This is a genomic window from Mariniphaga anaerophila (genome assembly GCF_900129025.1).
In the GTDB taxonomy this organism is placed as follows: Bacteria; Bacteroidota; Bacteroidia; order Bacteroidales; family Prolixibacteraceae; genus Mariniphaga; species Mariniphaga anaerophila.
In genome coordinates, this window is record NZ_FQUM01000003.1 from 206,022 (window position 1) to 232,416 (window position 26,395).

Annotated in this window: 22 protein-coding genes; 18 read left to right on the forward strand and 4 right to left on the reverse strand. The window is 43.2% G+C overall.

Annotated features, from left to right (window positions below):
* Positions 1-10: 10 nt before the first annotated feature.
* From nqrE to BUB08_RS06985, 9 genes are all read left to right on the forward strand, one after another.
* Positions 11-628, forward strand: coding sequence for an NADH:ubiquinone reductase (Na(+)-transporting) subunit E (gene nqrE / locus BUB08_RS06945; protein WP_073000212.1), 618 nt, complete (start codon positions 11-13; stop codon positions 626-628).
* Between the two features lie 18 nt (positions 629-646).
* Complete coding sequence (gene nqrF, locus BUB08_RS06950; RefSeq protein WP_073000213.1) at positions 647-1,909, forward strand: NADH:ubiquinone reductase (Na(+)-transporting) subunit F; 1,263 nt, start codon at positions 647-649, stop codon at positions 1,907-1,909.
* Between the two features lie 205 nt (positions 1,910-2,114).
* Complete coding sequence (amrS, locus tag BUB08_RS06955) at positions 2,115-3,125, forward strand: AmmeMemoRadiSam system radical SAM enzyme (RefSeq protein WP_073000842.1); 1,011 nt, start codon at positions 2,115-2,117, stop codon at positions 3,123-3,125.
* 94 nt (positions 3,126-3,219) lie between these two features.
* Positions 3,220-4,461, forward strand: coding sequence for a patatin-like phospholipase family protein (locus BUB08_RS06960; protein ID WP_073000215.1), 1,242 nt, complete (start codon positions 3,220-3,222; stop codon positions 4,459-4,461).
* A 186-nt stretch (positions 4,462-4,647) separates the two neighbouring features.
* A complete protein-coding gene (locus BUB08_RS06965) occupies positions 4,648-5,898 on the forward strand; it encodes a DEAD/DEAH box helicase (RefSeq protein ID WP_073000216.1) in 1,251 nt (416 codons plus the stop codon).
* A 65-nt stretch (positions 5,899-5,963) separates the two neighbouring features.
* Positions 5,964-7,133: an exo-beta-N-acetylmuramidase NamZ family protein gene (locus tag BUB08_RS06970; RefSeq protein ID WP_073000218.1), complete on the forward strand. Its 1,170-nt coding sequence runs from the start codon at positions 5,964-5,966 to the stop codon at positions 7,131-7,133.
* 2 nt (positions 7,134-7,135) lie between these two features.
* Entirely contained in the window at positions 7,136-8,590 is a 1,455-nt protein-coding gene (locus tag BUB08_RS06975; RefSeq protein WP_073000220.1) for a sodium:solute symporter, read from the forward strand.
* A 92-nt stretch (positions 8,591-8,682) separates the two neighbouring features.
* The gene (locus BUB08_RS06980) at positions 8,683-10,134 is read left to right on the forward strand and encodes a hypothetical protein (protein WP_083570636.1); all 1,452 of its coding nucleotides are present in this window, start codon (positions 8,683-8,685) and stop codon (positions 10,132-10,134) included.
* Positions 10,124-11,149 (forward strand): endonuclease/exonuclease/phosphatase family protein, encoded by a 1,026-nt coding sequence (locus tag BUB08_RS06985; protein ID WP_073000222.1) that lies wholly within the window; start codon positions 10,124-10,126, stop codon positions 11,147-11,149. Before BUB08_RS06980 ends, BUB08_RS06985 begins: the two co-directional genes overlap by 11 nt.
* On the opposite strand, the gene BUB08_RS06990 is transcribed toward BUB08_RS06985, so the two are convergent.
* A complete protein-coding gene (locus BUB08_RS06990; RefSeq protein ID WP_073000224.1) occupies positions 11,146-12,555 on the reverse strand; it encodes a CCA tRNA nucleotidyltransferase in 1,410 nt (469 codons plus the stop codon). The genes BUB08_RS06985 and BUB08_RS06990 overlap by 4 nt on opposite strands.
* 175 nt (positions 12,556-12,730) lie before the next feature.
* Here BUB08_RS06990 and trxA point away from each other — a divergent pair, with 175 nt between their 5' ends.
* Complete coding sequence (gene trxA / locus BUB08_RS06995; RefSeq protein WP_073000226.1) at positions 12,731-13,102, forward strand: thioredoxin; 372 nt, start codon at positions 12,731-12,733, stop codon at positions 13,100-13,102.
* Here trxA and BUB08_RS07000 read toward each other — a convergent pair.
* Positions 13,099-14,388: a UDP-N-acetylmuramoyl-tripeptide--D-alanyl-D-alanine ligase gene (locus BUB08_RS07000; RefSeq protein ID WP_073000228.1), complete on the reverse strand. Its 1,290-nt coding sequence runs from the start codon at positions 14,386-14,388 to the stop codon at positions 13,099-13,101. The genes trxA and BUB08_RS07000 overlap by 4 nt on opposite strands.
* Before the next feature lie 64 nt (positions 14,389-14,452).
* Positions 14,453-15,895 carry an SUMF1/EgtB/PvdO family nonheme iron enzyme gene (locus BUB08_RS07005; protein WP_083570637.1) on the reverse strand — a complete coding sequence of 481 codons (1,443 nt, stop codon included), beginning with the start codon at positions 15,893-15,895 and terminating at the stop codon, positions 14,453-14,455.
* A 215-nt stretch (positions 15,896-16,110) separates the two neighbouring features.
* On the opposite strand from BUB08_RS07005, the gene porU reads away from it, so the two are divergent.
* The 5 genes from porU to BUB08_RS07030 all read left to right on the forward strand — a co-directional run bounded on the left by porU (position 16,111) and on the right by BUB08_RS07030 (position 22,334).
* Entirely contained in the window at positions 16,111-19,839 is a 3,729-nt protein-coding gene (porU, locus tag BUB08_RS07010; RefSeq protein WP_073000231.1) for a type IX secretion system sortase PorU, read from the forward strand.
* Between the two features lie 112 nt (positions 19,840-19,951).
* On the forward strand, positions 19,952-21,133 hold the full coding sequence (porV, locus tag BUB08_RS07015; RefSeq protein WP_073000233.1) for a type IX secretion system outer membrane channel protein PorV: 1,182 nt from the start codon (positions 19,952-19,954) through the stop codon (positions 21,131-21,133).
* Between the two features lie 4 nt (positions 21,134-21,137).
* Entirely contained in the window at positions 21,138-21,620 is a 483-nt protein-coding gene (gene ispF, locus BUB08_RS07020; RefSeq protein WP_073000846.1) for a 2-C-methyl-D-erythritol 2,4-cyclodiphosphate synthase, read from the forward strand.
* The gene (locus BUB08_RS07025) at positions 21,620-21,991 is read left to right on the forward strand and encodes a CoA-binding protein (protein WP_073000235.1); all 372 of its coding nucleotides are present in this window, start codon (positions 21,620-21,622) and stop codon (positions 21,989-21,991) included. The genes ispF and BUB08_RS07025 overlap by 1 nt, the downstream gene beginning before the upstream one ends.
* Before the next feature lie 10 nt (positions 21,992-22,001).
* On the forward strand, positions 22,002-22,334 hold the full coding sequence (locus BUB08_RS07030) for a thioredoxin family protein (RefSeq protein WP_073000237.1): 333 nt from the start codon (positions 22,002-22,004) through the stop codon (positions 22,332-22,334).
* Between the two features lie 52 nt (positions 22,335-22,386).
* Here the strand turns inward: BUB08_RS07030 and BUB08_RS07035 are convergent, their stop codons facing one another.
* Complete coding sequence (locus tag BUB08_RS07035) at positions 22,387-24,387, reverse strand: urocanate hydratase (protein ID WP_073000239.1); 2,001 nt, start codon at positions 24,385-24,387, stop codon at positions 22,387-22,389.
* Between the two features lie 126 nt (positions 24,388-24,513).
* Here BUB08_RS07035 and BUB08_RS07040 point away from each other — a divergent pair, with 126 nt between their 5' ends.
* Genes BUB08_RS07040 through BUB08_RS07050 form a run of 3 tightly spaced genes read left to right on the forward strand, consistent with a single transcriptional unit; the run spans position 24,514 to position 26,354 of the window.
* Entirely contained in the window at positions 24,514-25,092 is a 579-nt protein-coding gene (locus tag BUB08_RS07040) for a LemA family protein (protein WP_073000241.1), read from the forward strand.
* A 12-nt stretch (positions 25,093-25,104) separates the two neighbouring features.
* A complete protein-coding gene (locus tag BUB08_RS07045) occupies positions 25,105-25,557 on the forward strand; it encodes a TPM domain-containing protein (RefSeq protein WP_073000243.1) in 453 nt (150 codons plus the stop codon).
* Positions 25,554-26,354 carry a TPM domain-containing protein gene (locus BUB08_RS07050; RefSeq protein ID WP_073000245.1) on the forward strand — a complete coding sequence of 267 codons (801 nt, stop codon included), beginning with the start codon at positions 25,554-25,556 and terminating at the stop codon, positions 26,352-26,354. The genes BUB08_RS07045 and BUB08_RS07050 overlap by 4 nt, the downstream gene beginning before the upstream one ends.
* Positions 26,355-26,395 lie beyond the last annotated feature (41 nt).

Below are 26,395 nucleotides of genomic sequence, written 5' to 3' on the forward strand. Positions count from 1 at the left end.
ACAGGAGATTATGGAAAATTTGATCAACATATTTATCAAATCGATTTTTATAGAGAACATGGTTTTTGCCTACTTCCTGGGCATGTGTTCTTACCTTGCTGTTTCCAAATCGGTTAAAACAGCCACCGGGCTCGGAGTTGCAGTTATTTTTGTGCTTGCCATCACGGTTCCGGTTGATTATCTGCTCGAAAACTATATTCTGAAAGAAGGAGCTCTTGCATGGCTCAGTCCTTCGTTTGCAAGTGTCGACCTCAGCTTTCTTTCCTTCATCATGTTTATTGCAGTAATTGCATCCATGGTGCAGTTGGTAGAAATGATTGTGGAAAAATTTGCCCCGGTACTTTATACCCAGCTGGGAATATTTTTGCCCCTTATTGCAGTTAACTGTGCAATTTTGGGAGGCTCACTTTTTATGCAGCAAAAAGCTTTTGTCAACATAAGCGAAGCAACAGTTTACGGACTTGGTTCCGGCGTGGGCTGGTTCCTGGCCATTGTGGGAATTGCTGCCATTCGCGAAAAAATCCAGTACTCTAATGTACCTGCTCCGCTTCGCGGACTGGGAATTACCTTTATTGTTACCGGATTAATGGGACTGGCTTTTATGGGTTTTATGGGAATTAAATTGTAAAATAAAAATACATTTTCAATGCTTTTGCTTTCAACACAAACGACTGTTGTACTTGCCAGTGTGGTAGTTTTTTTAGTAATTATTGTTTTGCTGGTTGCTATCCTGCTTTTTGTTAAGAAAAAGCTGACTCCTTCTGGAGAGATAAAAATCAACATTAACGACGGCGACAGAGAAATTGTTGCCGAACCGGGAAACTCACTCCTGTCTACCCTTGGCAACAACAAAATCCTGCTTCCCTCAGCATGCGGTGGTGGTGGAACATGCGGAATGTGCCGCTGCCAGGTTGATGACGGTGGAGGTTCGATCCTCCCAACCGAAACAGGATTCTTTACCAGAAAAGAACAAAATGACCACTGGCGTCTGGCTTGCCAGGTTAAGGTAAAAGAAGACCTGAAAATCAAAATTCCTCAGGAAGTTTTAGGGGTAAAAAAATGGGAATGCGAAGTAGTTTCAAACAGAAACGTAGCCACATTCATCAAAGAATTTGTTGTAAAACTGCCCGAAGGCGAACACCTCAATTTCAAATCAGGCGGATACATTCAGATTGATGTACCTAAAATTGACGTGGATTTTAAAGATATGGACGTGGATGAAAGGTTCCGCGACGAATGGGAAAAATTCGGCATGTTCGATCTGAAAATGAAAAACCCGGAACCAACGTTCCGTGCTTATTCAATGGCCAACCACCCGGCCGAAGGAAATATTATTATGCTGAACATCCGTATTGCAACCCCGCCATGGGATCGCGCAAGTAACGGATTCAAGAAAGTAAATCCGGGGGTTTGTTCATCGTTTGTTTTCTCACGCAAGCCGGGTGACAAAGTAACCATTTCGGGCCCTTACGGAGAATTTTTCCTGAAAGACAACGATAACGAAATGATGTTTATTGGCGGTGGAGCCGGTATGGCGCCAATGCGGTCGCATCTTTTCCACCTTTTCCATACGGTTAAGGAAACCAAGAAAAAAGTAACTTTCTGGTACGGAGCACGTTCTAAAAAAGAAGTGTTTTATTACGAACAGTTCCGCGATATTGAAGAAAGATTTGACAATTTCGAGTTCCACCTGGCGCTTTCAGAACCTCATCCTGACGACAACTGGACTGGCCCAACAGGGTTTATCCACCAGGTAATTTACGACAACTACCTGAGCAAACACGAGGAACCCGAAGAAATCGACTACTACCTTTGCGGTCCTCCGATGATGATTAGCGCCGTTCAAAAAATGTTGTACAATCTGGGTGTTCCCGACGAAAACGTTATGTATGACGATTTCGGAAGTTAATTCCATCAAAACATTCAGGCGAAATTTCGCGACAAAAAATTAAAGCGAATAGAAATATATAGTAAAGCCATCTTTCTTTTGGGAAGGTGGCTTTCTTTTTACAACCTTCGGGGAAATAATTGGCGCCGCACAACGGCGGGTACTCGCTTCAACCCCGGACAGAACTGTCGCTGCACAGAATTTTGTAACTTTGAAAAAAAGCAAAATGCAGGAAGCCAGGTTCTATCAGAAAACAAACGGGGGTGCAATAAAATGCCTCCTTTGTCCGTGGCTTTGTGAACTTAATCCGGGACAAACCGGAGTCTGCAAAGTACGGGAAAACATCAGCGGCACTTTGTTTACTCATGTTTACAACCAGGTAGCTGCAACGGGAATCGACCCAATAGAAAAAAAACCGCTCTATCATTTCTTTCCCGGGAAAAATATACTATCAATCGGAGAGGTCGGCTGCAACCTGCATTGCTCGTTCTGCCAAAACCACAGTATTTCGCAATGCTCTGCAAAACAATTTGGTGGGTTTCGAAAAACCACACCTGAACAACTTGTTGCACTGGCGCTAAACGCAAAAAACAATGTCGGAGTGGCGTACACCTACAACGAACCTTTTACGTTTTTCGAATTTATGTTTGACGTTGCCAGGCAGGCAAAAAGCGCAGGACTGAAAAATGTTGTTGTGTCAAACGGCTATGCAAATCCGGAACCGCTGAAACAACTCCTCCCTTTTATTGATGCCTTTAATATTGATTTAAAAGCATTCGACACCGGTTTTTACAAACAACAAACAAAAGGGAACCTTGCTTCGGTGCTGGAAAGTTTAAAGACAATTGCGAAAAACGGAAATCATCTTGAAATTACAAACCTTGTTATTCCGGGGCTGAATGATGATGAAACAACGTTCGAAAAAATGGTACGGTGGATTTCCGATGAACTGGGGCCGCACGTTCCACTGCATCTTTCCAGATATTTTCCGAAATACAAACTCAACCTTTCTCCCACCCCAACCGAAAAACTCGAACAACTTTTTCAGATTGCCAACAGCCACTTAAAATTCGTGTATCTCGGTAATGTCAACGACAAACAACACTCATCTACTTTTTGCACAAAATGCAATTCACTTCTGATTGAAAGAAACCGTTACGAAGCAAAAATCGTACAAATGGAGTTTTCCGGAACCTGCAAAATTTGCGGTACGCCTGCACATATAGTTATGGAGTAGCACATTTCGAAATAATATAATCCGTTCAAATCATTTCTCAAACGATTTTCGTATCTTTTTATCTTGTTATTTAAACACTCAAAACTTGAATAAAATGAACTACGAAGATTTCACCCGTCAGCCGGAATTTGTTCAAATGGTGCAGGAAGCCGAAAAGCTGAACAGAAAAGTGTATTCTGATGTGATTGACAAAGAAGGACACCAATACGTTGACCTCGTTCAGGAAGGCGGTGGAGTTTTAGGAATCGCCCTGGTTGGGTACACCTACATACTTGAAGTTGCAGGAATCCGCTTTTTTCATCTGGCAGGAACTTCAGCCGGCGCTATTAATACGCTTGTGTTGGCAGGGATGGATTCCATTGACAAAGCAAAATCCAACTTAGTGCTGGATGTGTTGGCCAAGCAGGATTTATTTGAGTTTGTTGACGGAGACCCAGTGTTGAAAAAAATCATCCAAAAAGTGATTGACGGTACTCCGTTCAAAAAGGTTCTGGGAAAACTGTTATGGAATTTCAGGAAAGTCAAAAATGCCCTGTTCATTAATCTCGGGCTGAATCCGGGGAAAGCATTTGAAAAATGGATTGAAACCGTTTTAATTGAATCGCCCCACAAAGTTTCCAATATCGGGGAATTACTCGATAAACGCAGCAGCAAATATTATCCCGAAGGTTTGATAAACCGGATTACCGGAGAACCAATCCGCGACGAAATGGCGTTGATGCATATAATTGCCGCCGATGTTACCACGCAGTCAAAAGTACTGTTCCCCAAAATGGCACATTTATATTGGGGCAAAAAAACAGAGGAAATCTCACCGGCCAAAATGGTGCGGGCTTCCATGTCAGTTCCAATCTTTTTTGTTCCGTTTGAGATCGACCAGGTACCAAACGCAGGCAACCCGGCTTCGGAAGAATGGGTACAAATGACCAACTATTCCGGGCCGATTCCGGAGAAAGTTAAGTTTGTTGACGGTGGAATGATCTCCAACTTCCCCATTAATGTATTTCATTCCAAAACCCGGCAAGTTCCCAGAAAACCAACATTCGGAGTAAAACTAAGTGCCTACCGCGACATGCATTCCGACGTAAACGATCTGGGCGGTTTTATCGATTCAATGATCAGCACCATGCGGCACGATTCAGACAACGAATTTTTGCTGCAAAACCCCGACTTCAAAAAACTAATTTGCTTTATTGATGCAGATAAAGCTTTTAACTGGCTTAACTTTAAAATGGACGAAGAAAAGAAAAAGGAACTCTTTTTGCTGGGCGCCCGGAAAGGGCTAGAATTCATTAAATCTTTCGACTGGGAAGCCTACAAAAAAATACGCGGGTAAAACCACAAAAGTGTTTAAGTTACAGAAAGGCTGCTTTTTCAAACAAATACAACATATAAAAAAGCTGTTAATCAAAGCTTCTCGTGAGCTTTTAACGCCCGATAAATCAATTATTTTAGTTTACTTTGCAGTCGAAAACAAAATGCTTACCCCAAACAATTATGGATTATAAAATGAGTTATTTAAATGAAATTTTCTGAATTAGGCGTACACGACGAAATACTTGATGCCATTTCATACATGGGGTTCAAAGACACAACTCCAATCCAGGAACAGGCAATTCCTGAGATACTTGCGGGGAAAGATTTAATTGCCTGTGCCCAAACCGGAACCGGTAAAACGGCAGCTTTTGTAATTCCGGTACTCGATTTAATTTTAGACCACCCGGCCGGTGAAACCACCACCCTTATTTTGGTTCCCACACGAGAACTGGCCATGCAAATTGACCAGCAGGTACAGGGAATTGCTTACGGTCTGGGAGTGCATTCCATCGCCATATACGGAGGAAGCGACGGCGACGATTGGGGGCAACAAAAAACCGCACTCACTCAGGGCGCCGATATTGTAATTGCTACTCCCGGTAAACTTATTGCCCACCTCAACCTGGGCTACGTTAAATTTGACACGATAAAGTACCTTATTCTCGACGAAGCAGACAGGATGCTCGACATTGGCTTTCACGAAGACATAATGAAAATTATTTCGTTTTTGCCCAAAGAAAGGCAAACGCTCATGTTTAGTGCAACCATGGCTCCAAAAATCAGAACTTTGGCTTCGGAGATATTGGTAAATCCGGAAGAAATAAATATCTCCATGTCAAAACCGGCCGAAGGTGTTTTGCAGGCTGTTTATCTTTGCTACGACAACCAAAAAGCGACTTTAATCAATCATTTGATTGCCGACAAACCCGACTATAACAGCATTCTAATTTTCTGTTCAACAAAACGAAAAGTGAACGAGCTGGCCAGCCTGTTAAAGAAAAACAACATGTCGGTTGAGCCAATATCTTCTGATTTGGAACAAACCGAACGGGAAAAAGTGTTGCAGGGGTTTAAGTCGCGCCGAACCCGTATTCTTGTTGCCACCGACGTATTAAGCAGGGGAATCGATATTAAAGAGATCAATCTGGTTATAAATTACGACGTGCCTCACGATGCGGAAGATTATGTTCACCGCGTTGGCAGAACTGCGCGCGCCGACTCAACCGGGGTTGCACTCACACTGGTAAATGATACCGACATGGGCAGTTTTCACCAGATTGAAAAGCTTATCGAACAGGATGTCATCAAACTGGCGGTTCCGAAAGAAATTGGAACAGGTCCCGAGTGGAAAGTTGAAAACCCGCGTAAAAAGCAGGGACGAAAAAAATTCAACCGAAATCAAAAATCTAAAGGAAGGCCTTACCAAAACCACAGAAAGAAGAAAACAAACCAGTAATTATTTTTAGGTTTTCGATGTTACAAATGGTATTTTAGCAGACACATTGTAAAACGACAACAGCCATGCTAAAATTAATCGGCTCCCTGGGAATAATACTTTTGTCTTTTTCGTGCATCGGAACCCAAACTTCAGCGTTAAAAACCGGCGCAGAACAACCTGAGAAGTATCTTCCGATACTGGAACAGAAGAAAGTAGGATTGGTAGTTAACCATACCTCGCGGGTTGGAGAAACGCACCTTGTCGATTTTTTAAAACAGCAAAAAGTTGAAGTTGTAAAAATATTTGCACCAGAACACGGGTTCCGGGGAGATGCTTCGGCAGGCGAAAAAATAGAAGACGGAGTTGACAGCAAAACCGGAATTCCGGTTGTTTCGCTTTATGGCAAAAACCGGAAACCGCTTCCTGAACATTTAGCTGATTTGGACATTCTTGTTTTTGACATTCAGGATGTGGGCTGCCGTTTCTATACCTACATTTCTACGTTGCATCTGGTGATGGAAGCCTGTGCCGAAAACGAAAAGCCACTGGTGGTGTTTGACCGGCCAAACCCAAACGGCGATTATGTTGCCGGGCCCATTCTCAACCCGAAATTTCAGTCTTTCGTTGGAATGCACCCAATTGCCCTTGTTCATGGATGCACCGTTGGAGAACTGGCACAAATGATAAACGGTGAAAATTGGTTGAAAACCGAAAAAAGTTGCGAGCTGAAAGTAATTCCCGTTGCAAACTACTCGCACAACATGACGTATTCGCTACCTGTTCCGCCCTCTCCTAACCTGCCCAACGATTTGGCAGTTCGCCTTTACCCTTCCCTTTGTTTTTTCGAAGCTACCAGTGTAAGCGTTGGACGGGGAACCGATTTCCCTTTTCAGGTTTTGGGCGGATTAAAACCGGAGCTCGGCAGTTTCAGCTTTACGCCCCGAAGCATTCCCAACGCAGCTGTAAACCCGCTTAACAAAGACAAAACATGCTATGGTGTTGATTTACGAAATCTTCAGAATGTTCCTCCATTTACATTGAAATTCTTTCTCGATTTTTACCATCAATATAAAAACGAAAAAGAATTTCTCACCAGCGAACGGTGGCTCAACCAACTTGCCGGAACCGACGCGTTGATTCAGCAAATCAGGCAGGGGCTTTCCGAAGCTGAAATTACAGAAAGCTGGCAGCCGGAACTGGAGCAATACAAAAAGATGAGAAAAAATTATCTGCTATACCCCGATTTTGAATAGTTATGAATCCGTATTTGGTACTTGGCCTGGTACTGGGCTATTTCTTTGTTTTGGTTGGAATCTCATGGTTTACATCGCGTAATGCCGACACACAGTCGTTTTTTACAGCAAACCGCAAATCGCCCTGGTACCTGGTTGCCTTCGGGATGGTTGGTGCAACGCTTTCCGGCGTAACTTTTATTTCTGTGCCGGGAGAAGTTGGCAACTCCGCCTTTTCCTATTTGCAATTTGTTTTTGGCAATTTAGTCGGGTACTGGCTGGTTGCCGGAATTCTGCTGCCGCTTTACTACCGGCTAAACCTGGTTTCCATCTACTCCTTTCTCGATCAACGCTTTGGAAGTTCATCCTACAAAACCGGCTCATTCTTTTTCCTCATTTCAAAACTGATTGGAGCTGCTTTTCGTCTGTATCTGGTAGCAACCGTTTTACAACTGGCATTTTTCGATGCGTTCGACATTCCCTTTTCAATTACGGTAATTGTTACAATTGCGCTAATCTGGGTATACACATTTAAAGGAGGGATTAAAACCATTGTCTGGACAGACGCCTTGCAAACCCTGTTTCTGGTCAGTGCCGTCATTTTTACCATTATTTCAATCAGCCGTACGCTCAACTTTGATTTTAACACGCTCGTTGAGCGAATTTCTACTGAGCCTTCGTCCCAAGTTTTCTTCTGGGACTGGAAATCAGGCAACAACTTTTTCAAGCAGTTTTTTGCGGGGATGTTCATAACAATTGTTATGGTTGGAATGGATCAGGATATGATGCAAAAAAACCTGACCTGCAAAAACAAAAAAGAGGCTCAAAAAAACATGATTGTTTTCAGCCTCTCTTTTCTCGTGGCAGTTGTTCTCTTCCTGTGCCTGGGCACTTTACTCTATATATTTGCAGCGGAAACGGGCATTCAGATTCCCAAAAATACTGATGATTTGTACCCGCTAATTGCATTGAACCACCTGAATTTGACGGTTGGAATCGCATTTCTGATGGGAATAACTGCGGCTGCCTACTCCAGCGCCGACTCTGCACTTACAGCGCTTACTACTTCGTTTAGCGTAGATTTTTTAAAAATTGGCAATTACGAGGAAGAACAACGTAAACGCATAAAAAAACGAGTTCACATTTTGTTCTCAGTGCTACTTGCAGTCGTAATTCTCATATTCCGTGCAATCAGCAACGAAAGTGTTGTGGTTGCGGTGTTTAAAGTTGCCGGGTACACCTACGGGCCAATCCTCGGACTGTTCGTATTTGGTATGTACACCAAACGGAGCATCAAAGATAAATGGGTTCCGGCTATTGCCATAATTTCACCGGTTCTGTGTTATTTTATCTCAGCATATTCCGAAGTGCTTTTTAACGGATATAAATTCGGATTTGAGCTTCTAATTCTGAACGGCTTTTTAACATTTGCAGGGCTGTTGGCCATTTCAAAAAAAGATGTTGTAAAAGATGAATAGTTGTAAATAAATGTTAATTTTTGTGAATTGATTTATTATCTTTGCAAAATAAGAATTAAGAAAAGCCGTTGTAGCATTATAAATTCGGGAAATTGGTTAAATATCTGCTTCAAATATCACTTGTGGCCCTGGTGGTTATTTCGCTTTTTTCATGCGAAGATGAAGGATATTTGAATTCTCCCGATGCCCAATTGCAGTTTTCAATCGACACGGTGATGTTCGACACCATCTTCACTACTATCGGTTCTACAACACAACATCTGAAAATATACAATCCTTACGATGAAAATGTACTGATTTCCCGCATTCGGGTTGCAGGAGGAGATTTCTCCAATTTCAGACTGAATGTAAACGGAACATCTGCCAACGAAGTTTATGAAGTAGAAGTCCCGGCTCGTGACAGCATTTTCATTTTTGTGGAAGTAACCATCGATCCCAACGGCCAGAACTTGCCGATGGTTGTGCAAGATTCCATCGAATTTACCACGAATTCAAATCACCAAAACATTAAGCTGATTGCCTACGGGCAGGATTTTAAGCTCATAAAAAGCGAGACCATAAAAACAACTACCTGGACGGCAGAAAAGCCTTATCTGATTTACGATTATGCTTATGTTGACAGCACGTCAACACTGACCATTGAGCCGGGAACAAGAATTTATTTTCATAAAGATGCCGGGTTGTACGTCAGAGGGACACTTATTGCTAATGGAAATTTTCAGAACCAGATTCTCTTTACCGCAGACAGGCTTGAAGACACGTATAAAAATATTCCGGATCAGTGGAACGGAATAATTCTGTTTTCAGGCAGCAAAAACAATGTTATGAATTTCGCCAATATAAAAAATGCCAATATTGGCCTCCAGGTGGGTACCATAGAAGATGAAGGACATGCTTCTCTCGAACTCTCGAATTCCAAGATTGAAAACATGGCTTATGCGGGTCTGTTTGCCATAAAATCGAAAATATCTGGATACAATAATGTAATTGCAAACTGCGGGTTTTACGCTACAGCCCTGCTGGTTGGCGGAGAATACGAGTTTTACCATACAACCATTGCCAATTATTGGGGAGGATATTCTTCAAGAGCACGCAAAACTGCGTCCCTGGTGATTTCAAACGCACTTATTCTTAAGGCTGCTGACGGCTCTGACGTCACATATACAGGCGACCTGGAAAAGGCATTCTTCGGAAACAGTATTGTTTACGGGAACAACCCCATGGAAATTGAATTGGGAAAAAACGAAGAAAAAGCCTTCAACTATTTCTTTGACCATTGCATTATTCAGGTGCCCGACACGTTCAAGGTAAACAACAAAGACCATTACAAAAATGTATGGAAAGGCGAAGAATATAATCCGTTGTTTATGGATCCGTACGACGATTACAACTACGCCCTTGATACACTTTCGGCTGCAAAAGACATTGGGAATCCCGATTTTGCGAAATTTTTCCCCATGGACATAATGAACAAAGACCGTTTATCTGACGATGGTCCTGATCTGGGAGCTTATGAGCGAATAGAAAAAAAGGATGAAAATTAGCATAATCATTTGTGTTATTCTTTCTTTCTCTATTCAATCTTTTTCTCAGGAATATTCCATTCTCTCTTATAATGTTGAAAATCTTTTCGACGTAGATGATGCTCCGGCGAGCAACGACGAGGAATTTACCCCGGCAGGAGACAGGCACTGGACTCACAAACGTTTCAGGCAAAAAATCACAAACATTTCGAAAGTTATTCTAAATTCTAACGGATGGACACCTCCTGCTTTAGTTGCCCTTTGCGAAATTGAAAACCGATACGTATTGAACCAACTGCTCACAGAAACCCCACTGCAGTCATTTCCCTACAAAATTATTCACAAAGACTCTCCCGACCAGAGAGGTATCGATGTGGCTTTAATTTACAACGAAAATGAATTTTACCCGCTGGAATACAAATACACGCCAATCCGGTTGTCAGAAGACTCAGTATTGGATTCCCGGGAAATTCTTTACGTATCTGGAATTGTTAGAAACACCGACACTTTACATCTTTTTGCCAACCACTGGCCTTCGAGGTACTCTGGCATAATGGAAAGCCAGCCCAAACGAAACCTTGCTGCGCAAACGCTTCGAAACGAAGTAACAGCGCTACAGAAAAAATACCACAATCCGAAAATTATAATCGTTGGCGATTTCAACGATCAACCTACAGATGAAAGCGTGAAAGACTATTTAGAAGCACTAGCGACTTCCGGCGAAAACCAGCAGATCAACAAAAACAGCCTGTACAATTTATCGTCCTCTTGGGTAAACAAAGAACCGGGAACGATCAAATACCAGTCGCAATGGTCAGTCTTCGATCAGGTAATTGTTTCCGGAAGTCTGCTGCATTCGGAAAACGGATTATCCACAAAAGCAGACTGGGCAGAAATTATCAGACTTCCTTTTTTGCTGGAAAATGATGAAAGATATGGCGGACAAAAACCAACCAGAACATACAACGGATTCAGATACAATGGAGGATTCAGCGACCATTTGCCAGTTCTGGTAAAACTGCAAACCGAGAACTAATCAACCGGGTCAAGGCCTAAGTCTTCTGCTGTTTTCAGCATAAAAGCAAACGCCTCGTTATAGTCGTTTCTGATTAGGCCGTCAAGAATCGCTTCTTTTATGGCATCCTTAATCTGTCCAACTTCGCGACACGGAGCAAGTCCGAATTTTTCCATAATTAGCTCTCCCGAAATCGGTGGTTGGAAATTACGTACAGCATCCTTTTCCTCTATTTCTTTTAGTTTGCGCCGAACAATCTGAAAATTTTTCATGTATCGCTTCACTTTCTCCGAATTCTTGGATGTGATGTCGGCCTCGCACAGTGTCATCAAATCATCAATATCGTCACCCGCCTCAAACAACAAACGACGAACTGCCGAATCTGTAACTTCATCCTCAGAAAGAACTATTGGCCGCATGTGCAGCATTACCATTTTCTGAACATATTTCATTTTCTCGTTCAATGGAAGTTTCATCCTGCGAAAAATCTTAGGAATCATTTTCACACCCACAAAGTTATGTGCATGGAAAGTCCAACCCTGTCCTTCAATAAACTTTTTGGTGGCTGGTTTGGCAATGTCGTGCAACAATGCCGACCACCGCAGCCAAAGGTCATCGGTATGCGGAACAATGCGATCGAGCACTGTTAAAGTATGGTAAAAGTTATCTTTATGACCAATGCCTTTTACGACCTCGACACCTTTCAGTTTCTTCAATTCCGGAAAAATAATATCCAGAATCCCGGTTTCTTCCAACAGTTTAAAACCGACTGACGGTTTGTCTGCTGCCATAATTTTATTCAGTTCATCCGAGATGCGTTCAGCCGAAACAATGTTAATCCTGTCCCTGTTTGCCGCGATAGCCTGCAAGGTTTTTGGTTCTATTTCGAAACCAAGCTGGGTGGAAAAACGGATGGCGCGCATCATTCTCAACGGGTCATCTGAAAATGTTATGGAAGGGTCGAGAGGCGTCCGGATAATTTTGTCTTCTAAATCTTTCAACCCGTTGAAAGGATCGAGCAACTGCCCGTAATTGTAACTATTGAGCCCCAGAGCCAGCGCATTTATTGTAAAATCGCGACGATCCTGATCATCTTCAAGTGTCCCGTTCTCTACAATTGGTTTCCGAGAATCACTCCGGTACGACTCCTTTCGTGCGCCAACAAACTCCACTTCAAAGTTGCGGTATTTTAATTGGGCTGTACCAAAATTCTTAAAGACATTAACCCTCGGACTGGGTTTCAATTCCCGGGCAACACTCTCGGCCAGAGCAATTCCACTCCCCAGTGTAACCACGTCAATATCTTTCGACGGTCGTTTCAGAATCAGATCACGTACGTAACCACCTATCACATAGGCATCCTGATTCTTTTTATCTGCAGCCCGTGAAATAATTTCAAATATTTTGCTTTCCAGTTTATATTCCATCTTCTGACAAAAAAGGATTTTAATTAACGTTTTTCTGACAGTGCAGAAAAAAATTGTGACAAAATTACAATAATTGAGCTAAAACCAGTTCTATTTTTTCATTCAGGTAAAATGGTATTATCTTTGCAAATAGATATCGACAAATTTAGATATGTAAATTTTTAATTTCACGAATATGTTAGAACATTTGACAAAAGAGACATTTAAAGAAAAAGTATTCAACTTTGAAGCGAATAAAGATTGGAAATTTGAAGGTTCAGTTCCATGTATGATAGATTTTTACGCCGACTGGTGTGGCCCGTGTAAAATGGTTGCTCCTGTTTTGGAAGAGTTGCAGAAAGAATACGGTGACAAGCTCGTAATTTACAAAGTCAACACCGAGCAGGAACAGGAACTGGCAGGTATGTTCGGAATCCAGAGCATTCCTTCGTTACTGTTTGTTCCGGTTGACGGCCAGCCACAAATGGCAATGGGAGCGCTACCGAAAGCAACTTTTGAGCAGGCCATTTCCGATGTATTAAAGGTTGAAAAACCGCAGGAAAATTAAACTGCTTCGAGCACTTTTTCTAGCTGAATCCCCCGGGAGCCTTTTACCAAAACCGCTCCTGCTTTTATGGGATTCTGAATTAAATACCGGCAAAGTTCACCGGAATCAGGAAAGGTTAAATACGAATAATTTTGGGCTGCTTTATTGAATAGTGGTCCCACAAGAAACACCGCTTCAAAGGGGTGTTTTTTTGTTTGCTCCAATATTTGCAAGTGCTCTTCGGGCGACTTTTCGCCTAATTCCAGCATATCTCCCAAAATAAGCACACGGGGCGGTGCGAACATAGAAACAAAGCTATCGATGGATGCCTGCATGCTTGTGGGATTGGCATTGTAGGCGTCCATAATTATTTTCAGCCCATTCTTCTCAACTAACTGCGAACGGTTGTTCTGAGGTCTGTAATTACCAACTGCCTCCTGTATTTCCAACGGATCTACTTTAAAATAATTCCCGATGCAGGCTGCTGCCAGTATGTTTTCGAAATTATACCGGCCGGTTAGCCGGGTATTCAGATACAAAACGCCTTTCGGAAAATTCACTTTGGCGTGAATATACGGCGGAGAAAAAACAGGTTCCCCCACAAAATCGGCGTTTGTTTCACCATAGCTTATTTTATTTGAATATCCATTTATCAGTTCTTCCAAAACCGAATTGTCCCTGTTATAGAAAACAACACCTTTTTTTCCACACACATGCTTGTATAACTCGGCTTTCGTCTCTTTAATGGTTTCAAAAGACCCGAACCCTTCGAGGTGGGCGCGGCCGATATTTGTAATAATTCCATAATCAGGATCTGCGATGGAGCAAAGCTCCCCTATTTCGTAAGGATGATTGGCCCCCATTTCCACCACACCAATCTCGGTGTCGCTATTCATTTGAAGTAGCGTAAGCGGAACACCAATGTGGTTGTTGAAATTTCCCTGCGTAAAAACTATATTGTATTTCTTTTCTAGAACCGCTGCAATAAGTTCTTTTGTTGTTGTTTTCCCGTTGGAACCGGTTATTCCTATAATTGGAATTCCCAATTGTTCTCTATGATAATGTGCCAAATCCTGTAAGGCCGTAAGCACATTTTTCACCAAAACTGTTTTCCCCGGAATTTCATATTCTTCCTCATCAATTACAGCAAACGCAGCTCCTTTTTGAATGGCATTTGCTGCAAATTTATTCCCGTTGAATTTCTCTCCTTTCAGCGCAAAAAACAAACATCCCAGTTCAATTTTTCTGCTGTCGGTTATTACCATGGGATGTGTGAGGTAAATCTTATAAATCTCTTCTATAGTCATTATCGTAAATAAAAAACCTCATCTGCCGAAAACAAATGAGGTTCAGTATAAAATTCATTTCTTTTTAAAATCCCTGTGGACTTCCAACGCGTGTCATTGCACAACGGAAGCCCAAATCATCCTGAGCTTTGGCTTGTTCCAGATATCTTCTTGTTCCGGGAACAAGCCAATAGGGACGGTCTTTCCATGAGCCACCTTTATAAACCCTTACTTCGTCACTAATTAATGAAGAAAAGTTTCCGGTGCCGTCATACTGAATGTACATATCTTTAGTAGTTCTTCCTTCTTCCGAATTCCAGTTTCCGCTTTCTACCATTTGCGAATTAGCATTACCGTCGCGAAAATTTCTGTAATCGGCAATGGTATCTTGCACCAGTCGGCCATATTGGTCGCGAACAAATCCACCATCAGCGCCACGACGATACTCTGTCACTACGTTTCCTCTGAAAGGCTGAAATTCTTCCACATCAACAAACGAAAGCGGACGATAAACGTCAGCCACCCATTCATTAACATTCCCTGACATACAGTAAAGCCCGTAATCGTTAGGGTCGTATGAAAAAACAGGTGCCGAAATATCAGCATTATCATTCAATGCTCCGGCCATCCCCATCATGTCACCACGTCCTCTCACGAAGTTGGCTTTCAATCTGCCTTTTTCTTTTCTGGAATCTTCCCGCAAATAAGCACCGTTCCAGGGATACATTTTTCTGTCCGTCAGAAGTTCGCCATCGGTATTTCCAATGAGTCCGTATGCCGCATATTCCCATTCTGCTTCGGTGGGCAACCTGTATGTGGGCAGCATTAAACCGTCTTCCCATTTTACCCGGCGAGTAGTTCCGTCAGGATTCTCCTGCGGTTTCTCTCCGGCAGTGCCATCGTATAAACCTGTCAGGTATGTATTTGTTGTAAAAACATTCTCGCCGTTCTGTGCATTATCATGTTGAAGAACGCCTCTTGAAACCAAAATTTGTTCATTCACCCTGTCGGTACGCCATTCGCAATAAGCATTGGCTTGTTCCCAGGTAACTCCAACAACCGGATAATCGGTATAAGCCGGGTGCCTGAAATAATTAGTTACATAGGGTTCGTTATATGCAAGTTCACTTCTCCACAGCGTAGTATCAGGAAGTGCAGAGTTAATCTTCTGCCTGTCTCCAGGGTAAACCCGGTTTAACCAGTGAACGTATTCGCGATAGTCCTGGTTTGAAACTTCTGTTTCATCCATATAAAAAGAAGCCACGGTAACTCGGCGGGGATGATTGTCCCAACGGTACATTACGTCCTCTTCAACACGGCCCATTGTAAAGGTACCGCCCTGAATAAAAACCAGTCCCGGACCGGGTTCCTGTTCATACCCAGAAACATAAGGAATATTCCCTGTTTCTTCAGCATTATATTCCCAACCAGTTGTGCGGGAAGATTCTCCTCTCCCGCCACCGCCAAAAAGTCCGCATCCTGAAACAAACGCGGCTAAAAACAGTAACAATAATGTCCTTAGCTTCATCAACTTAGTGTTTTTCATTTTTTTCCGATTGTCACAAATATAACTGATTTGTTGAATTCTTATTGCTTTGCTATCTTATTATTTTTCACGTTTTATAAACCTTGTGGTTATATTTGTCTGTTGTTTGACAAAAATAATTGTTTTATTGTAAATGGTTGCGCCTGCAATAATTATTTTCAACAGGCGTTTTTATGTTATTAATTTGTTGAGTGGTAATGAATAAATATATCATCCTGTTGCTGATTTTATTAACCGGGTTCGCCCCAGCCGACACCAGAAGGGAAATAATTACAATTAACTGGCAGATTTCCAGCCAGCCGGAAAACAAACTTGGACTGACTTTTACAAAAGCCGGATATGAATATCCGGGAGCTCAGGTTCCGCTGTTTTTTAAGTTCATACCTATTGATAATCCGAATCAGGATTTTCAGTTTGTTATTGAAAACCCCAAATTTGAAGAAGTTACGGTTCACCGGTTGGATGAGCAGTTTTCTGAAATACCTGAGAAACTGGAAATAAAAAAGACCAAACTAAAATCGGGAAATATCAATAAAATTGAAATCCAAATTCCGGCAATCATCCGCGATGGAGAGAAAATATTACTGCTGAAACAGTTCACGTTAAAACAGAGCCCACAGGGGATCAAAAAATCAGCCACAATTTCAGCTTTCAACTGGAAGACAGAATCGGTTTTAAAAGATGGAAAATGGGTAAAAATTGCCACCTCAGAAAAAGGAATCTACAAAATTCCATACTCAAAATTAACAGAATACGGTTTTACAAATCCGGCGCAAGTGAAAGTGTACGGAGCGGGAGGGATGCTTCTTTCCGAAGAACCCGGAACAATAAAATACGACGATTTACCTCAAATTGCAATTTGGCACGGAAAAAACAATGGCACCGACTGCCTTTTCTTTTACGCCCCCGGGACAACAGAATTGAAAACTACTACATCGGGCGACTTTCTGGAGCACCGGATAAATCCCTACTCAACTAAAGGGTATTTCTTTTTAAATGAAGACAAAGGCCAGAATAAAACCATTCAACAGTTGCCGGCAACAAGCCAGCCCGCCACCCGCAGTATCTCCTATTTCGACGAACATTCATATTACAAAAAAGAGCAGTTCAATTTAATATCCTCAGGGAAGCAGTGGTTTTCCGAGAGGTTTATAAATGGCACAAATAAGAGTTTCAATTTTGACCTCACTGATATTGATGCGTCATCGGAACTTCAGATGAGAATAAAAGCGGCTGCCAGATCCTCTTCGGGTTCCGAAATGCCGGTTTTGGCCAACCAGAGCAGCCTTGGCAAACTCAGTTTTTCAAGTGTTAACACAAACAGTAACACGTCACTTTTTGCATCAGAGCGAACCGAGCGTTTTACCATACCTGCCCCACCAGGAAATGTCAGTTTTACGGCAAAGTATTTTGCCAGTGGCACAAGCTCCGAAGCCTGGCTCGATTTCATTGAGATAAACTACCGCCGTAAACTCAAGGCAGGCAACAACGTATTGTTTTTTCGCGATAAAAAATCTGCAACGCAAGACAATGTACTTGAGTTCTCCATTGAAGGCAGCTCGGCTGATTTAAAAGTTTGGGATGTAACAGATGTTTTAAATGTGCAGGAAATTCAGATACAGACAAGCGGCTCCAGTGCAACCGGCAAACGGCAGGTTTCGCAATTGCGGGAGTTTGCAGCATTTAGTCCGAACGGAAATTTCCCGGAGCCGGAATTTGCAGGTGAGGTGAGCAACCAAAACCTTCACGGATTAAGCACTCCTGAATACCTGATTATTGCACACCCTGCTTTTTTAAGCCAGACCAATGAACTGGCCGATTTTCACCGAAGCCATGATGGAATGCAGGTAGAAGTAGTTGCATCTGATAAAATATACAACGAGTTCAGCTCCGGAAACAAAGATGCAACCGGCATACGAAATTTCATAAAAATGTTTTACGACCGAAACAACGGGCTAAAATATGTTCTGCTTTTTGGCGACGGAAGCTACGACAACAAAGGGATAAAAGAAGAAAGCCAGGCATTCATCCCCACTTTCCAGTCGGATGGTTCGCTCAACCCTGTTTCGTCTTTTGTAACCGACGACTATTTTGTAATGCTCGATGCCGGGGAAAGTGTTTACAGCGGAGCCATCGATTTGGGAATTGGACGAATTCCCGCATCAACTTCTTCTCAGGCTCAACTTGCAGTAAAAAAGGTAAAAGATTACCACAGCGAAAGTGCATTTGGCGACTGGCGCAACGTCGTAAGTTTTATTGCCGACGACGAAGACGGGAACCTGCACATGACAGATTCGGAAAAACTGGCCGCCATTATAAATAAAAACCACAGCGAATTTATTACCGATAAAATTTATTTTGATGCTTACCAGCAAATTACCGGGCCGGGCGGCGAAAGTTATCCTGAAGTAACCGAAGCCATTAATCAGCGGGTTAAAGAAGGCGCGCTTATTTTAAATTACGTGGGGCATGCCAACGAACGATTCCTTTCCAACGAGAAAGTTCTGGATATAAGCCACATTAATTCCTGGTCTAATGCCAATAATCTGCTGATATTTGTAACTGCCACCTGCGAGTTCAGCAGGTTTGACGCCGACGAAACATCGGCAGGTGAATACGTGCTTTTTAATGCCAATGGCGGAGGAGTCGGGCTATTTTCAACCACGCGCGTAGTGTATGCATATTCCAACTTCTTGCTAAGCGAGAGTTTCTATAATTTCGTTTTCAAAAAGAATGAAGCCGGCAACCACTACCGAATGGGAGACGTTATGCGACTGGCCAAAATCAATACAGTAAATACAATCAACAAAAGGAATTTTAGTCTTTTAACCGACCCTGCGCTAAAATTGTCATACCCCCGACACCGGGTTTATACGAGTACAATTAACGGGCACGATGCCGCACTCTCTCCTGATACAATCGGCGCGTTGCAGCAGGTCACTATTACCGGATATGTAGGCGATGCAGACGGAAACAAGCTCAGTAATTTTTCAGGAACCATTATTCCAACGGTATTCGACAAAGAAATGGTTATGAAAACGCGAGGGAATGCGGGAGAAACACCAATGAGTTTTAAAGTTCAGGAAAACGTAATTTACAAAGGGCTGGCCGAAGTAAAAAACGGCGAATTCTCGTTCAGCTTTCTAATTCCGAAAGATATTTCGTACAGTTTGGGAGCAGGCAAAATTGTTTATTACGCGCAAAGTGAGGACACAGACGCACAGGGAGCGTTTCAAAACTTCGTAATTGGAGGTTCCGGTTCTCAAATAACCGACAACCAGGGGCCTCAGATTGAGCTTTACCTGGACTCGCCTGAATTTACCTCCGGACAAAAAGTGAGCAAGAACCCTACCCTGCTGGCTTTCCTCTCTGACGAAAACGGCATTAATACTGCCGGGGCAGGAATAGGGCACGACATAACCGCAGTTATAGACAATGACCACTCTAACGCAATTGTACTCAACAGTTTTTACAAGTCGAACAGCGGAGACTTCAAAAGTGGCACAATCAATTACACATTAAAAAACCTTTCCGTTGGAAAACACACCCTGACCCTGAAAGCCTGGGATGTGGCGAACAACTCAACAGAAGCGGAAATTGAGTTTGAAGTTACCGGCGACTTCACCATCTCGCAGGTTAAAAACTTTCCGAACCCGGTTGCTGACCACACTTACATTTCGTTTGAGCACAACCAGGCCGACGCCACTTTCGATATCATTTTTGAAGTTTTCGATCTGAATGGCAGCCACATCGATTACCTCGCCACGCAGGTCGGCTCCAACGGAACAACCAGCAATCCGATAAGGTGGGATTTAACCGAAGCAAAAATCGGGTTGCGAAACGGAATTTATATGTACCGGGTAACTGCCCAGAACTCAGATGGATTGATTACTTCAAAATCAGGAAAATTACTCATTGCACGATGATTTTTTTAAGCACAAAGTACTTTTTTGGAAAAACCACCGTTCTCTGAAATTAGAATAATTGTTGCATCGGCTACTATTCTTATATTTGCAACGCTCAATTTTTAAAAGAATTATGATTAAGTCAGTACGTTTTTTATTTCTGATAGCACTAATAGTTGCTTCATCAAATTTTGCAAAAGCCCAGTCTACTGTGACAGGAGCCAACACAATTACAACAGCAGTTCCTTTTCTGTCCATAACTCCCGACTCACGTGCAGGAGGTATGGGTGATGTTGGTGTTGGAACCACTCCTGACTTGAGTTCTCAGCACTGGAACCCCGCCAAATACGCTTTCATGGAAAGTGAAATGGGAGTCAGCCTCTCCTACTCACCGTGGCTTCGCGCCCTTGCCGACGACATCAACCTGGCGTATTTAGTTGGTTACAAAAGATTAGACGATTTGCAGACCATCAGTAGCTCACTACGCTACTTTGCGCTTGGCGATATACTTTTTAGAGACGATTTAGGGTACGAAACAATGCAGGTAAGCCCCAACGAGTTTGCCATTGACCTTGGTTATACCCGAAAACTTTCTGATATGTTTTCCGGATCTGTTGCCCTTCGTTACATCAGGTCTGATATTTACGGCGGACAGCTGGTAAACGGTGTGGAAACTCATGCCGGGAACACTTATGCTGCTGACGTTGCATTCTATTTCTTTAATGAATTCAGGTCGAACCGACAAGACAAAACTTTCTCTGCAGGTATTAACATCCAAAATATCGGTGCAAAAATTTCTTATTACGAAGGAGCAGAAGGAGCAGATAAATACTTCATTCCGACTACTATGAAATTAGGAATGGCTTACACCTCTGAAGTTGACGATTACAATACATTCACTTTTGCTGTTGAAGCCAATAAACTTTTGGTTCCAACGCCTCCAAAAGACACAACAACCTACGATGATGACGAAATAATTTTGGACTTCTTTGGTTCAGACAAGTCAGTTGTTGCCGGTATTTTTTCTTCGTTTTCTGATGCCCCGGGAGGGTTCAAAGAAGAGTTGCAGGAAATTAGTTTATCTGCCGGGGTAGAATACTGGTACAACAAACAATTTGCATTGCGTGCCGGTTACTTCCACGAACATGCAAACAAAGGGAACAGGAAGTTTATGACTTTCGGAGCCGGCTTTAAAATGAATGTCTTTTCCCTCGACTTTTCATACCTGCTGCCAACACAACAAAACCATCCGCTGGCTAACACACTGCGGTTTACCCTGGCTTTTGATGTGGAAGCATTTAGTAACCAGCGGTAAAAAAATGATTAGAATCGGACAAGGATACGATGTACACCGCCTGGCTGAAGGTGAAACTTTGTGGCTGGGTGGTATTTTAATTCCCCACAGCAAAGGAACTGTGGCACACTCCGATGGCGATGTACTTCTCCACGCAGTTTGCGACGCACTTCTGGGAGCGGTCAGCCTCGGTGACATTGGCACCCATTTTCCTGACACTTCTGCACAATTCAAAAACATCGACAGTAAAATCCTGCTCAGGGAAACCTACTCGCTGGTGAAAGCGAAAGGATTTGAAATTGTAAACATCGATTCTACAATTAGTGCGCAGCAACCCAAACTGAAACCTTATATTCCGGAGATAAAAAAGGCAATGGCCGATGTTCTTGGCATTGATACCGAAAGAATATCAGTTAAAGCCACCACCACAGAACATCTGGGTTTTGAAGGCCGGGAAGAAGGAATTTCTGCACTCGCCGCAGTACTTGTGATGAAACAGGACAACTGATGGAAAGCAACAACAAAAGAACCCTGGTTATCGGAGCAAGCACCAATCCCGAACGGTATTCAAACAAAGCCATTCAAATGCTCCGGGAATACAACCACGACGTAGTTGCCCTCGCCAAACGAACCGGCAATGTGGATGATGTTACAATTCAAACCGATTTTCCGGACGAAGCCCGGATACACACGGTAACTTTATACATTGGGGCAACACGTCAGCCCGAATATTACGAACACATACTGAAGCTGAATCCGCAACGCGTTATCTTTAATCCCGGAACTGAAAACAGCGAGTTTAAAAAAATGCTGGAATCCAAAAGCATTGAAACAGTTGAAGGATGCACGCTCGTTATGCTTCGTACAAACCAGTTTTAATTTTAAGAATATGTTTATCGAAATTCAATCGCTGGAAGAATTTGACCGGCTAAAACAGGAAGAACCGGCTTTGCTCGGCTATTTTTCGACCGAGGCTTGTAATGTATGTAAAGTATTAAAACCGAAGGTTGCAGAACTAATTGAAAACGAATTTCCGAAAATGAAACTGGCTTACGTAAAATCAGACGTTTTACCTGACGTAGCCGGCCAGCATCGCGTATTTGCAGCACCAACCATTCTGGTTTTTTTTGGTGGGCACGAAACCATCCGCAAAAGCAGAAGTTTTGGGATTGACGAGTTGCGCCGGGAAATCAGCCGCCCGTATTCTTTAATTTTTGAATAGAATCGTAGTTTTTTTTGTAAGGAACAAACGGAGAAGCAAACTCGTTTCCCTATTAAAACAAGCTATCTAAAAGTGTTTGGTCGGTCTCATTCGGCAAAGTAACTTTCAATTGCGGATTTTCCTCCATGGCTTTCTGTATGGCAAATTTTGCCGGAGAATTCTGAGCCCAACTCCTCCGGGCGATGCCGTTGTTCACGTCCCAGTGCAACATCATTTCCAGTCGTTTTCCGGCTTCGTCCGAGCCGTCAATGGTAAGACCAAAACCGCCGTTAATTACTTCGCCCCACCCCACGCCTCCGCCGTTGTGCAGCGAAACCCAGGTAGCTCCCCTAAAACTGTCTCCCACAAAATTCTGCACGGCCATGTCTGCTGTCATTGCCGAGCCATCGTAAATATTTGATGTTTCCCGGTACGGAGAGTCCGTTCCCGAAACATCGTGGTGGTCGCGCCCCAAAACAATGGGCGCCGAAATTTCGCCATTACGAATGGCTTTGTTAAACGCGCGGGCAATCTGAATTCTTCCAACACAGTCGGCGTACAGAATACGTGCCTGCGACCCCACCACCAGATTGTTTGGCCCCGCCTGTTGTATCCAGTGCAGGTTATCCTCCATTTGCATTCTGATTTCCTTCGGAGCTTCTTTGGCAAGCCCGGCTAAAACCTCTGCTGCAATCCGATCTGTTTTCGCCAAATCAGCAGCATCTCCCGATGTGCAGACCCAACGAAATGGGCCAAAACCATAGTCAAAAAACAACGGCCCCATAATATCCTGCACGTACGACGGAAACCTGAAAATTCCACTGGGTTCGTAAACCTCTGCCCCGGCACGACCGGCTTCCAATAAAAATGCATTGCCGTAATCCCAGAAATACATTCCGTTTCGGGCCAGCTTATTGATGGCTTCCACCTGACGCCGCAGCGACTCGTAAACCTTTTCCTTAAATGCTTCCGGTTGATCGGCCATCATTTTATTCGATTCGTCAAAAGTTAAACCGGCAGGATAGTATCCTCCGGCAAACGGATTGTGCAACGATGTTTGGTCAGAACCTAAATCAATTTCGATATTTTCTTCAGCCAGTTTTTCCCACAAATCTACCACATTCCCCTGGTAGGCCAGCGAAACTGCATCTTTACTACTCCGGGCACTCAGCATCCTTTTTATCAACTCATCAAGGTCTGAGTAAACCTCATCTACCCAGCCCTGCTCAAATCGTTTTTGCAGCGCCTGCGGATTTATTTCTGCAACAACAGCAACCATTCCGGCAATTACCGCAGCTTTTGGCTGCGCTCCAGACATTCCGCCCAACCCACTCGACACAAATATTTTTCCGGAAACACCTCCGTCAGCATGCAGGCGGGCTGCATTCAACAACGTAATGGTTGTTCCGTGCACAATTCCCTGCGGACCAATGTACATGTACGACCCGGCAGTCATTTGTCCGTATTGCGTTACCCCCAGGGCATTGTACTTTTCATACTCATCTTTCGAAGAATAATTGGGAATCATCATGCCGTTGGTTACCACCACGCGAGGCGCGCCTGCATGCGAGGGAAACAAGCCGAGCGGATGGCCGGAATATATTACCAGCGTTTGTTCATCGGTCATTTCCGCCAGGTATTTCATAACAAGCAGGTATTGCGCCCAATTTTGAAAAACCGCACCGTTTCCGCCGTAAGTTATCAACTCGTGCGGATGTTGCGCCACAGCGGGATTCAGATTATTCTGAATCATCAACATAATAGATGCTGCCTGCTGCGAGCGGCACGGGTATTCATCTATCGAACGGGCACGCATTTCATATTCAGGCCGAAAACGATACATATAAATGCGCCCGTAGTTTTGCAATTCTTCCAGAAATTCAGGCGCTAAAACATCATGAAACTCATTTGGAAAATAGCGCAACGCATTTTTAAGAGCCAGCTTTTTCTCACGCAATGACAACACATCTTTCCGTTTGGGGGCATGACTAACCGATGTATCATAAACTCCGGGAACCGGAAGCTCTGATGGAATGCCTTCCAAAATAGCTTTCCTGAATTGCTCTTTTGTCATAATTTTTTCTTTGATTTATCTTCTGATAGATGAAATACAGCGGCAAATTAGGGTCTTTCCCCGAAATTTGGGATGATATTTCACAGATTTTGAGAATATTTGAAGTATAACAAACGAAATTAAATTATGAGAAGAGGAGTACTGATTATTTTGGTTGCATTTGCAGGACTATTTCTGTCAAGTTGCGGTTACAACAAAATGGTTGACATGGAAGAACAGGTTTCTTCGCAGTGGTCGCAGGTTGAAAACGTTTACCAGCGCCGGGCCGATTTAATTCCGAACCTGGTAAATACGGTAAAAGGTTATGCAGGGCACGAACAGGAAACACTGGTGGGTGTAATCGAAGCGCGTTCAAAAGCCACTTCTGTAAACGTCGACCCAAGCAATTTAACACCAGAAGCCATTGCACAATTCAATCAGGCACAGGAAGGACTTTCTTCTGCATTGAGCAGGTTGATGGTTACGGTTGAACGGTATCCTGATCTGAAAGCCAACCAAAACTTCATGGATTTACAGGCGCAGCTTGAAGGCACTGAAAACCGAATTGCAGTAGAGCGCAGAAAATTCAATGAAGTAACCCAGACTTACAACGCTTACATCCGCAAGTTCCCGCAAGTAATTTATTCAGGAATGCTTGGGTTCGAAAAGAAAAACTATTTTGAAGCAAGGCAGGGAGCAGATCAACCCCCGGTTGTAGAATTTTAATTGTCAAATGAAATGAGTGTTCGAAAATATTTTTCAGAAGAAGACAAACTAAAAATCACCAATGCAATACGCGTAGCCGAAACCAATACATCGGGCGAAATTCGCGTGCATATCGAAAAAAACTGCAAAGGAAACGTGTTGGACAGAGCTGCTTACATTTTCGAAAAACTGGAGATGCACAAAACACAGCTTCGTAACGGAGTGCTGTTTTACCTGGCTGTTGCAGACCATAAATTTGCCATTCTAGGTGATGCCGGAATTAACCAAAAAGTTCCGGATAGTTTTTGGGAGGAAATCAAAAACGAAATGGCATTAAAATTCAAAGAAGGAAACTTCACCGATGGCATCTCCGTTGGGATTAAAAAGGCAGGAGAACAACTAAAACAGCACTTCCCTTACCAAAAAGATGATGTTAATGAATTATCAGACGAAATTTCGTTTGGTACTGACAAGGAGGAAAAATGAAAAAAATAATAGCATTATTTATTCTGATTCTGGGTGTTACCGCCCTTCATGCTGAAATTCCGGAACGTCCCACCCCGCCAAGGCTGGTAAATGACTTTGCCGGAGTTCTGAGCCAGCCGGAATACAACAACCTGGAATTAAAGCTCGAACAGTTTGCCCGCGAAACTTCGACCCAGATTGTGGTAGCCACCGTTAAAGATTTGGAAGGGTACGATCCGGGCGACTACGCTTTTCGTCTGGGAGAAAAATGGGGCGTTGGACAAAAAGGTAAAAACAACGGGTTGGTAATACTTGTAAAACCAAAAATTGGCAACGAGCAGGGACGAATTTTTATTGCTACCGGTTACGGACTGGAAGGGGTTTTGCCTGACGCTGTTGTCAACGGCCCGGTTATCGATAATGAAATGATTCCATATTTCAAGCAGAACAACTATTACAAAGGGCTCGAAAGTGGAATCAACGTAATTATGAACATTACCAAAGGTGAATACACCGCCGAATATTACCAGGAAAACTACGCAAAAAAAGGCAGCGGAATTCCTCTGTTTGTAATTTTGCTTCTGTTTTTTGTTGTAATTCCCGCATTGCGCGGGCGCAAACGCAGGTTTTATTCCCCCGGAAAGAACCTTCCGCTATGGATTGCTTTAGGCATGATGTCGGGCAACCGTTCGCATGGCGGGTCTTTCAGTAATTTCTCTTCGGGCAGCGGAAGCTTTGGCGGCTCTGGAGGATTCGGTGGATTCGGTGGTTTTGGAGGAGGAAGTTTTGGCGGTGGTGGTGCCGGAGGAAGCTGGTAACACCATACCTGGAAACAATAAAAAATGGGGTAAGAAATAAT

Excerpts from the sequence above, each read along its gene's own strand:
- nqrE (WP_073000212.1), top strand. The coding sequence starts at position 11 with ATGGAAAATTTGATCAACATATTTATCAAATCGATTTTTATAGAGAAC.
- nqrF (WP_073000213.1), top strand. The coding sequence starts at position 647 with ATGCTTTTGCTTTCAACACAAACGACTGTTGTACTTGCCAGTGTGGTA.
- amrS (WP_073000842.1), top strand. The coding sequence starts at position 2,115 with ATGCAGGAAGCCAGGTTCTATCAGAAAACAAACGGGGGTGCAATAAAA.
- BUB08_RS06960 (WP_073000215.1), top strand. The coding sequence starts at position 3,220 with ATGAACTACGAAGATTTCACCCGTCAGCCGGAATTTGTTCAAATGGTG.
- BUB08_RS06965 (WP_073000216.1), top strand. The coding sequence starts at position 4,648 with ATGAAATTTTCTGAATTAGGCGTACACGACGAAATACTTGATGCCATT.
- BUB08_RS06970 (WP_073000218.1), top strand. The coding sequence starts at position 5,964 with ATGCTAAAATTAATCGGCTCCCTGGGAATAATACTTTTGTCTTTTTCG.
- BUB08_RS06975 (WP_073000220.1), top strand. The coding sequence starts at position 7,136 with ATGAATCCGTATTTGGTACTTGGCCTGGTACTGGGCTATTTCTTTGTT.
- BUB08_RS06985 (WP_073000222.1), top strand. The coding sequence starts at position 10,124 with ATGAAAATTAGCATAATCATTTGTGTTATTCTTTCTTTCTCTATTCAA.
- BUB08_RS06990 (WP_073000224.1), bottom strand. The coding sequence starts at position 12,555 with ATGGAATATAAACTGGAAAGCAAAATATTTGAAATTATTTCACGGGCT.
- trxA (WP_073000226.1), top strand. The coding sequence starts at position 12,731 with ATGTTAGAACATTTGACAAAAGAGACATTTAAAGAAAAAGTATTCAAC.
- BUB08_RS07000 (WP_073000228.1), bottom strand. The coding sequence starts at position 14,388 with ATGACTATAGAAGAGATTTATAAGATTTACCTCACACATCCCATGGTA.
- BUB08_RS07005 (WP_083570637.1), bottom strand. The coding sequence starts at position 15,895 with ATGAAGCTAAGGACATTATTGTTACTGTTTTTAGCCGCGTTTGTTTCA.
- porU (WP_073000231.1), top strand. The coding sequence starts at position 16,111 with ATGAATAAATATATCATCCTGTTGCTGATTTTATTAACCGGGTTCGCC.
- porV (WP_073000233.1), top strand. The coding sequence starts at position 19,952 with ATGATTAAGTCAGTACGTTTTTTATTTCTGATAGCACTAATAGTTGCT.
- ispF (WP_073000846.1), top strand. The coding sequence starts at position 21,138 with ATGATTAGAATCGGACAAGGATACGATGTACACCGCCTGGCTGAAGGT.
- BUB08_RS07025 (WP_073000235.1), top strand. The coding sequence starts at position 21,620 with ATGGAAAGCAACAACAAAAGAACCCTGGTTATCGGAGCAAGCACCAAT.
- BUB08_RS07030 (WP_073000237.1), top strand. The coding sequence starts at position 22,002 with ATGTTTATCGAAATTCAATCGCTGGAAGAATTTGACCGGCTAAAACAG.
- BUB08_RS07035 (WP_073000239.1), bottom strand. The coding sequence starts at position 24,387 with ATGACAAAAGAGCAATTCAGGAAAGCTATTTTGGAAGGCATTCCATCA.
- BUB08_RS07040 (WP_073000241.1), top strand. The coding sequence starts at position 24,514 with ATGAGAAGAGGAGTACTGATTATTTTGGTTGCATTTGCAGGACTATTT.
- BUB08_RS07045 (WP_073000243.1), top strand. The coding sequence starts at position 25,105 with ATGAGTGTTCGAAAATATTTTTCAGAAGAAGACAAACTAAAAATCACC.
- BUB08_RS07050 (WP_073000245.1), top strand. The coding sequence starts at position 25,554 with ATGAAAAAAATAATAGCATTATTTATTCTGATTCTGGGTGTTACCGCC.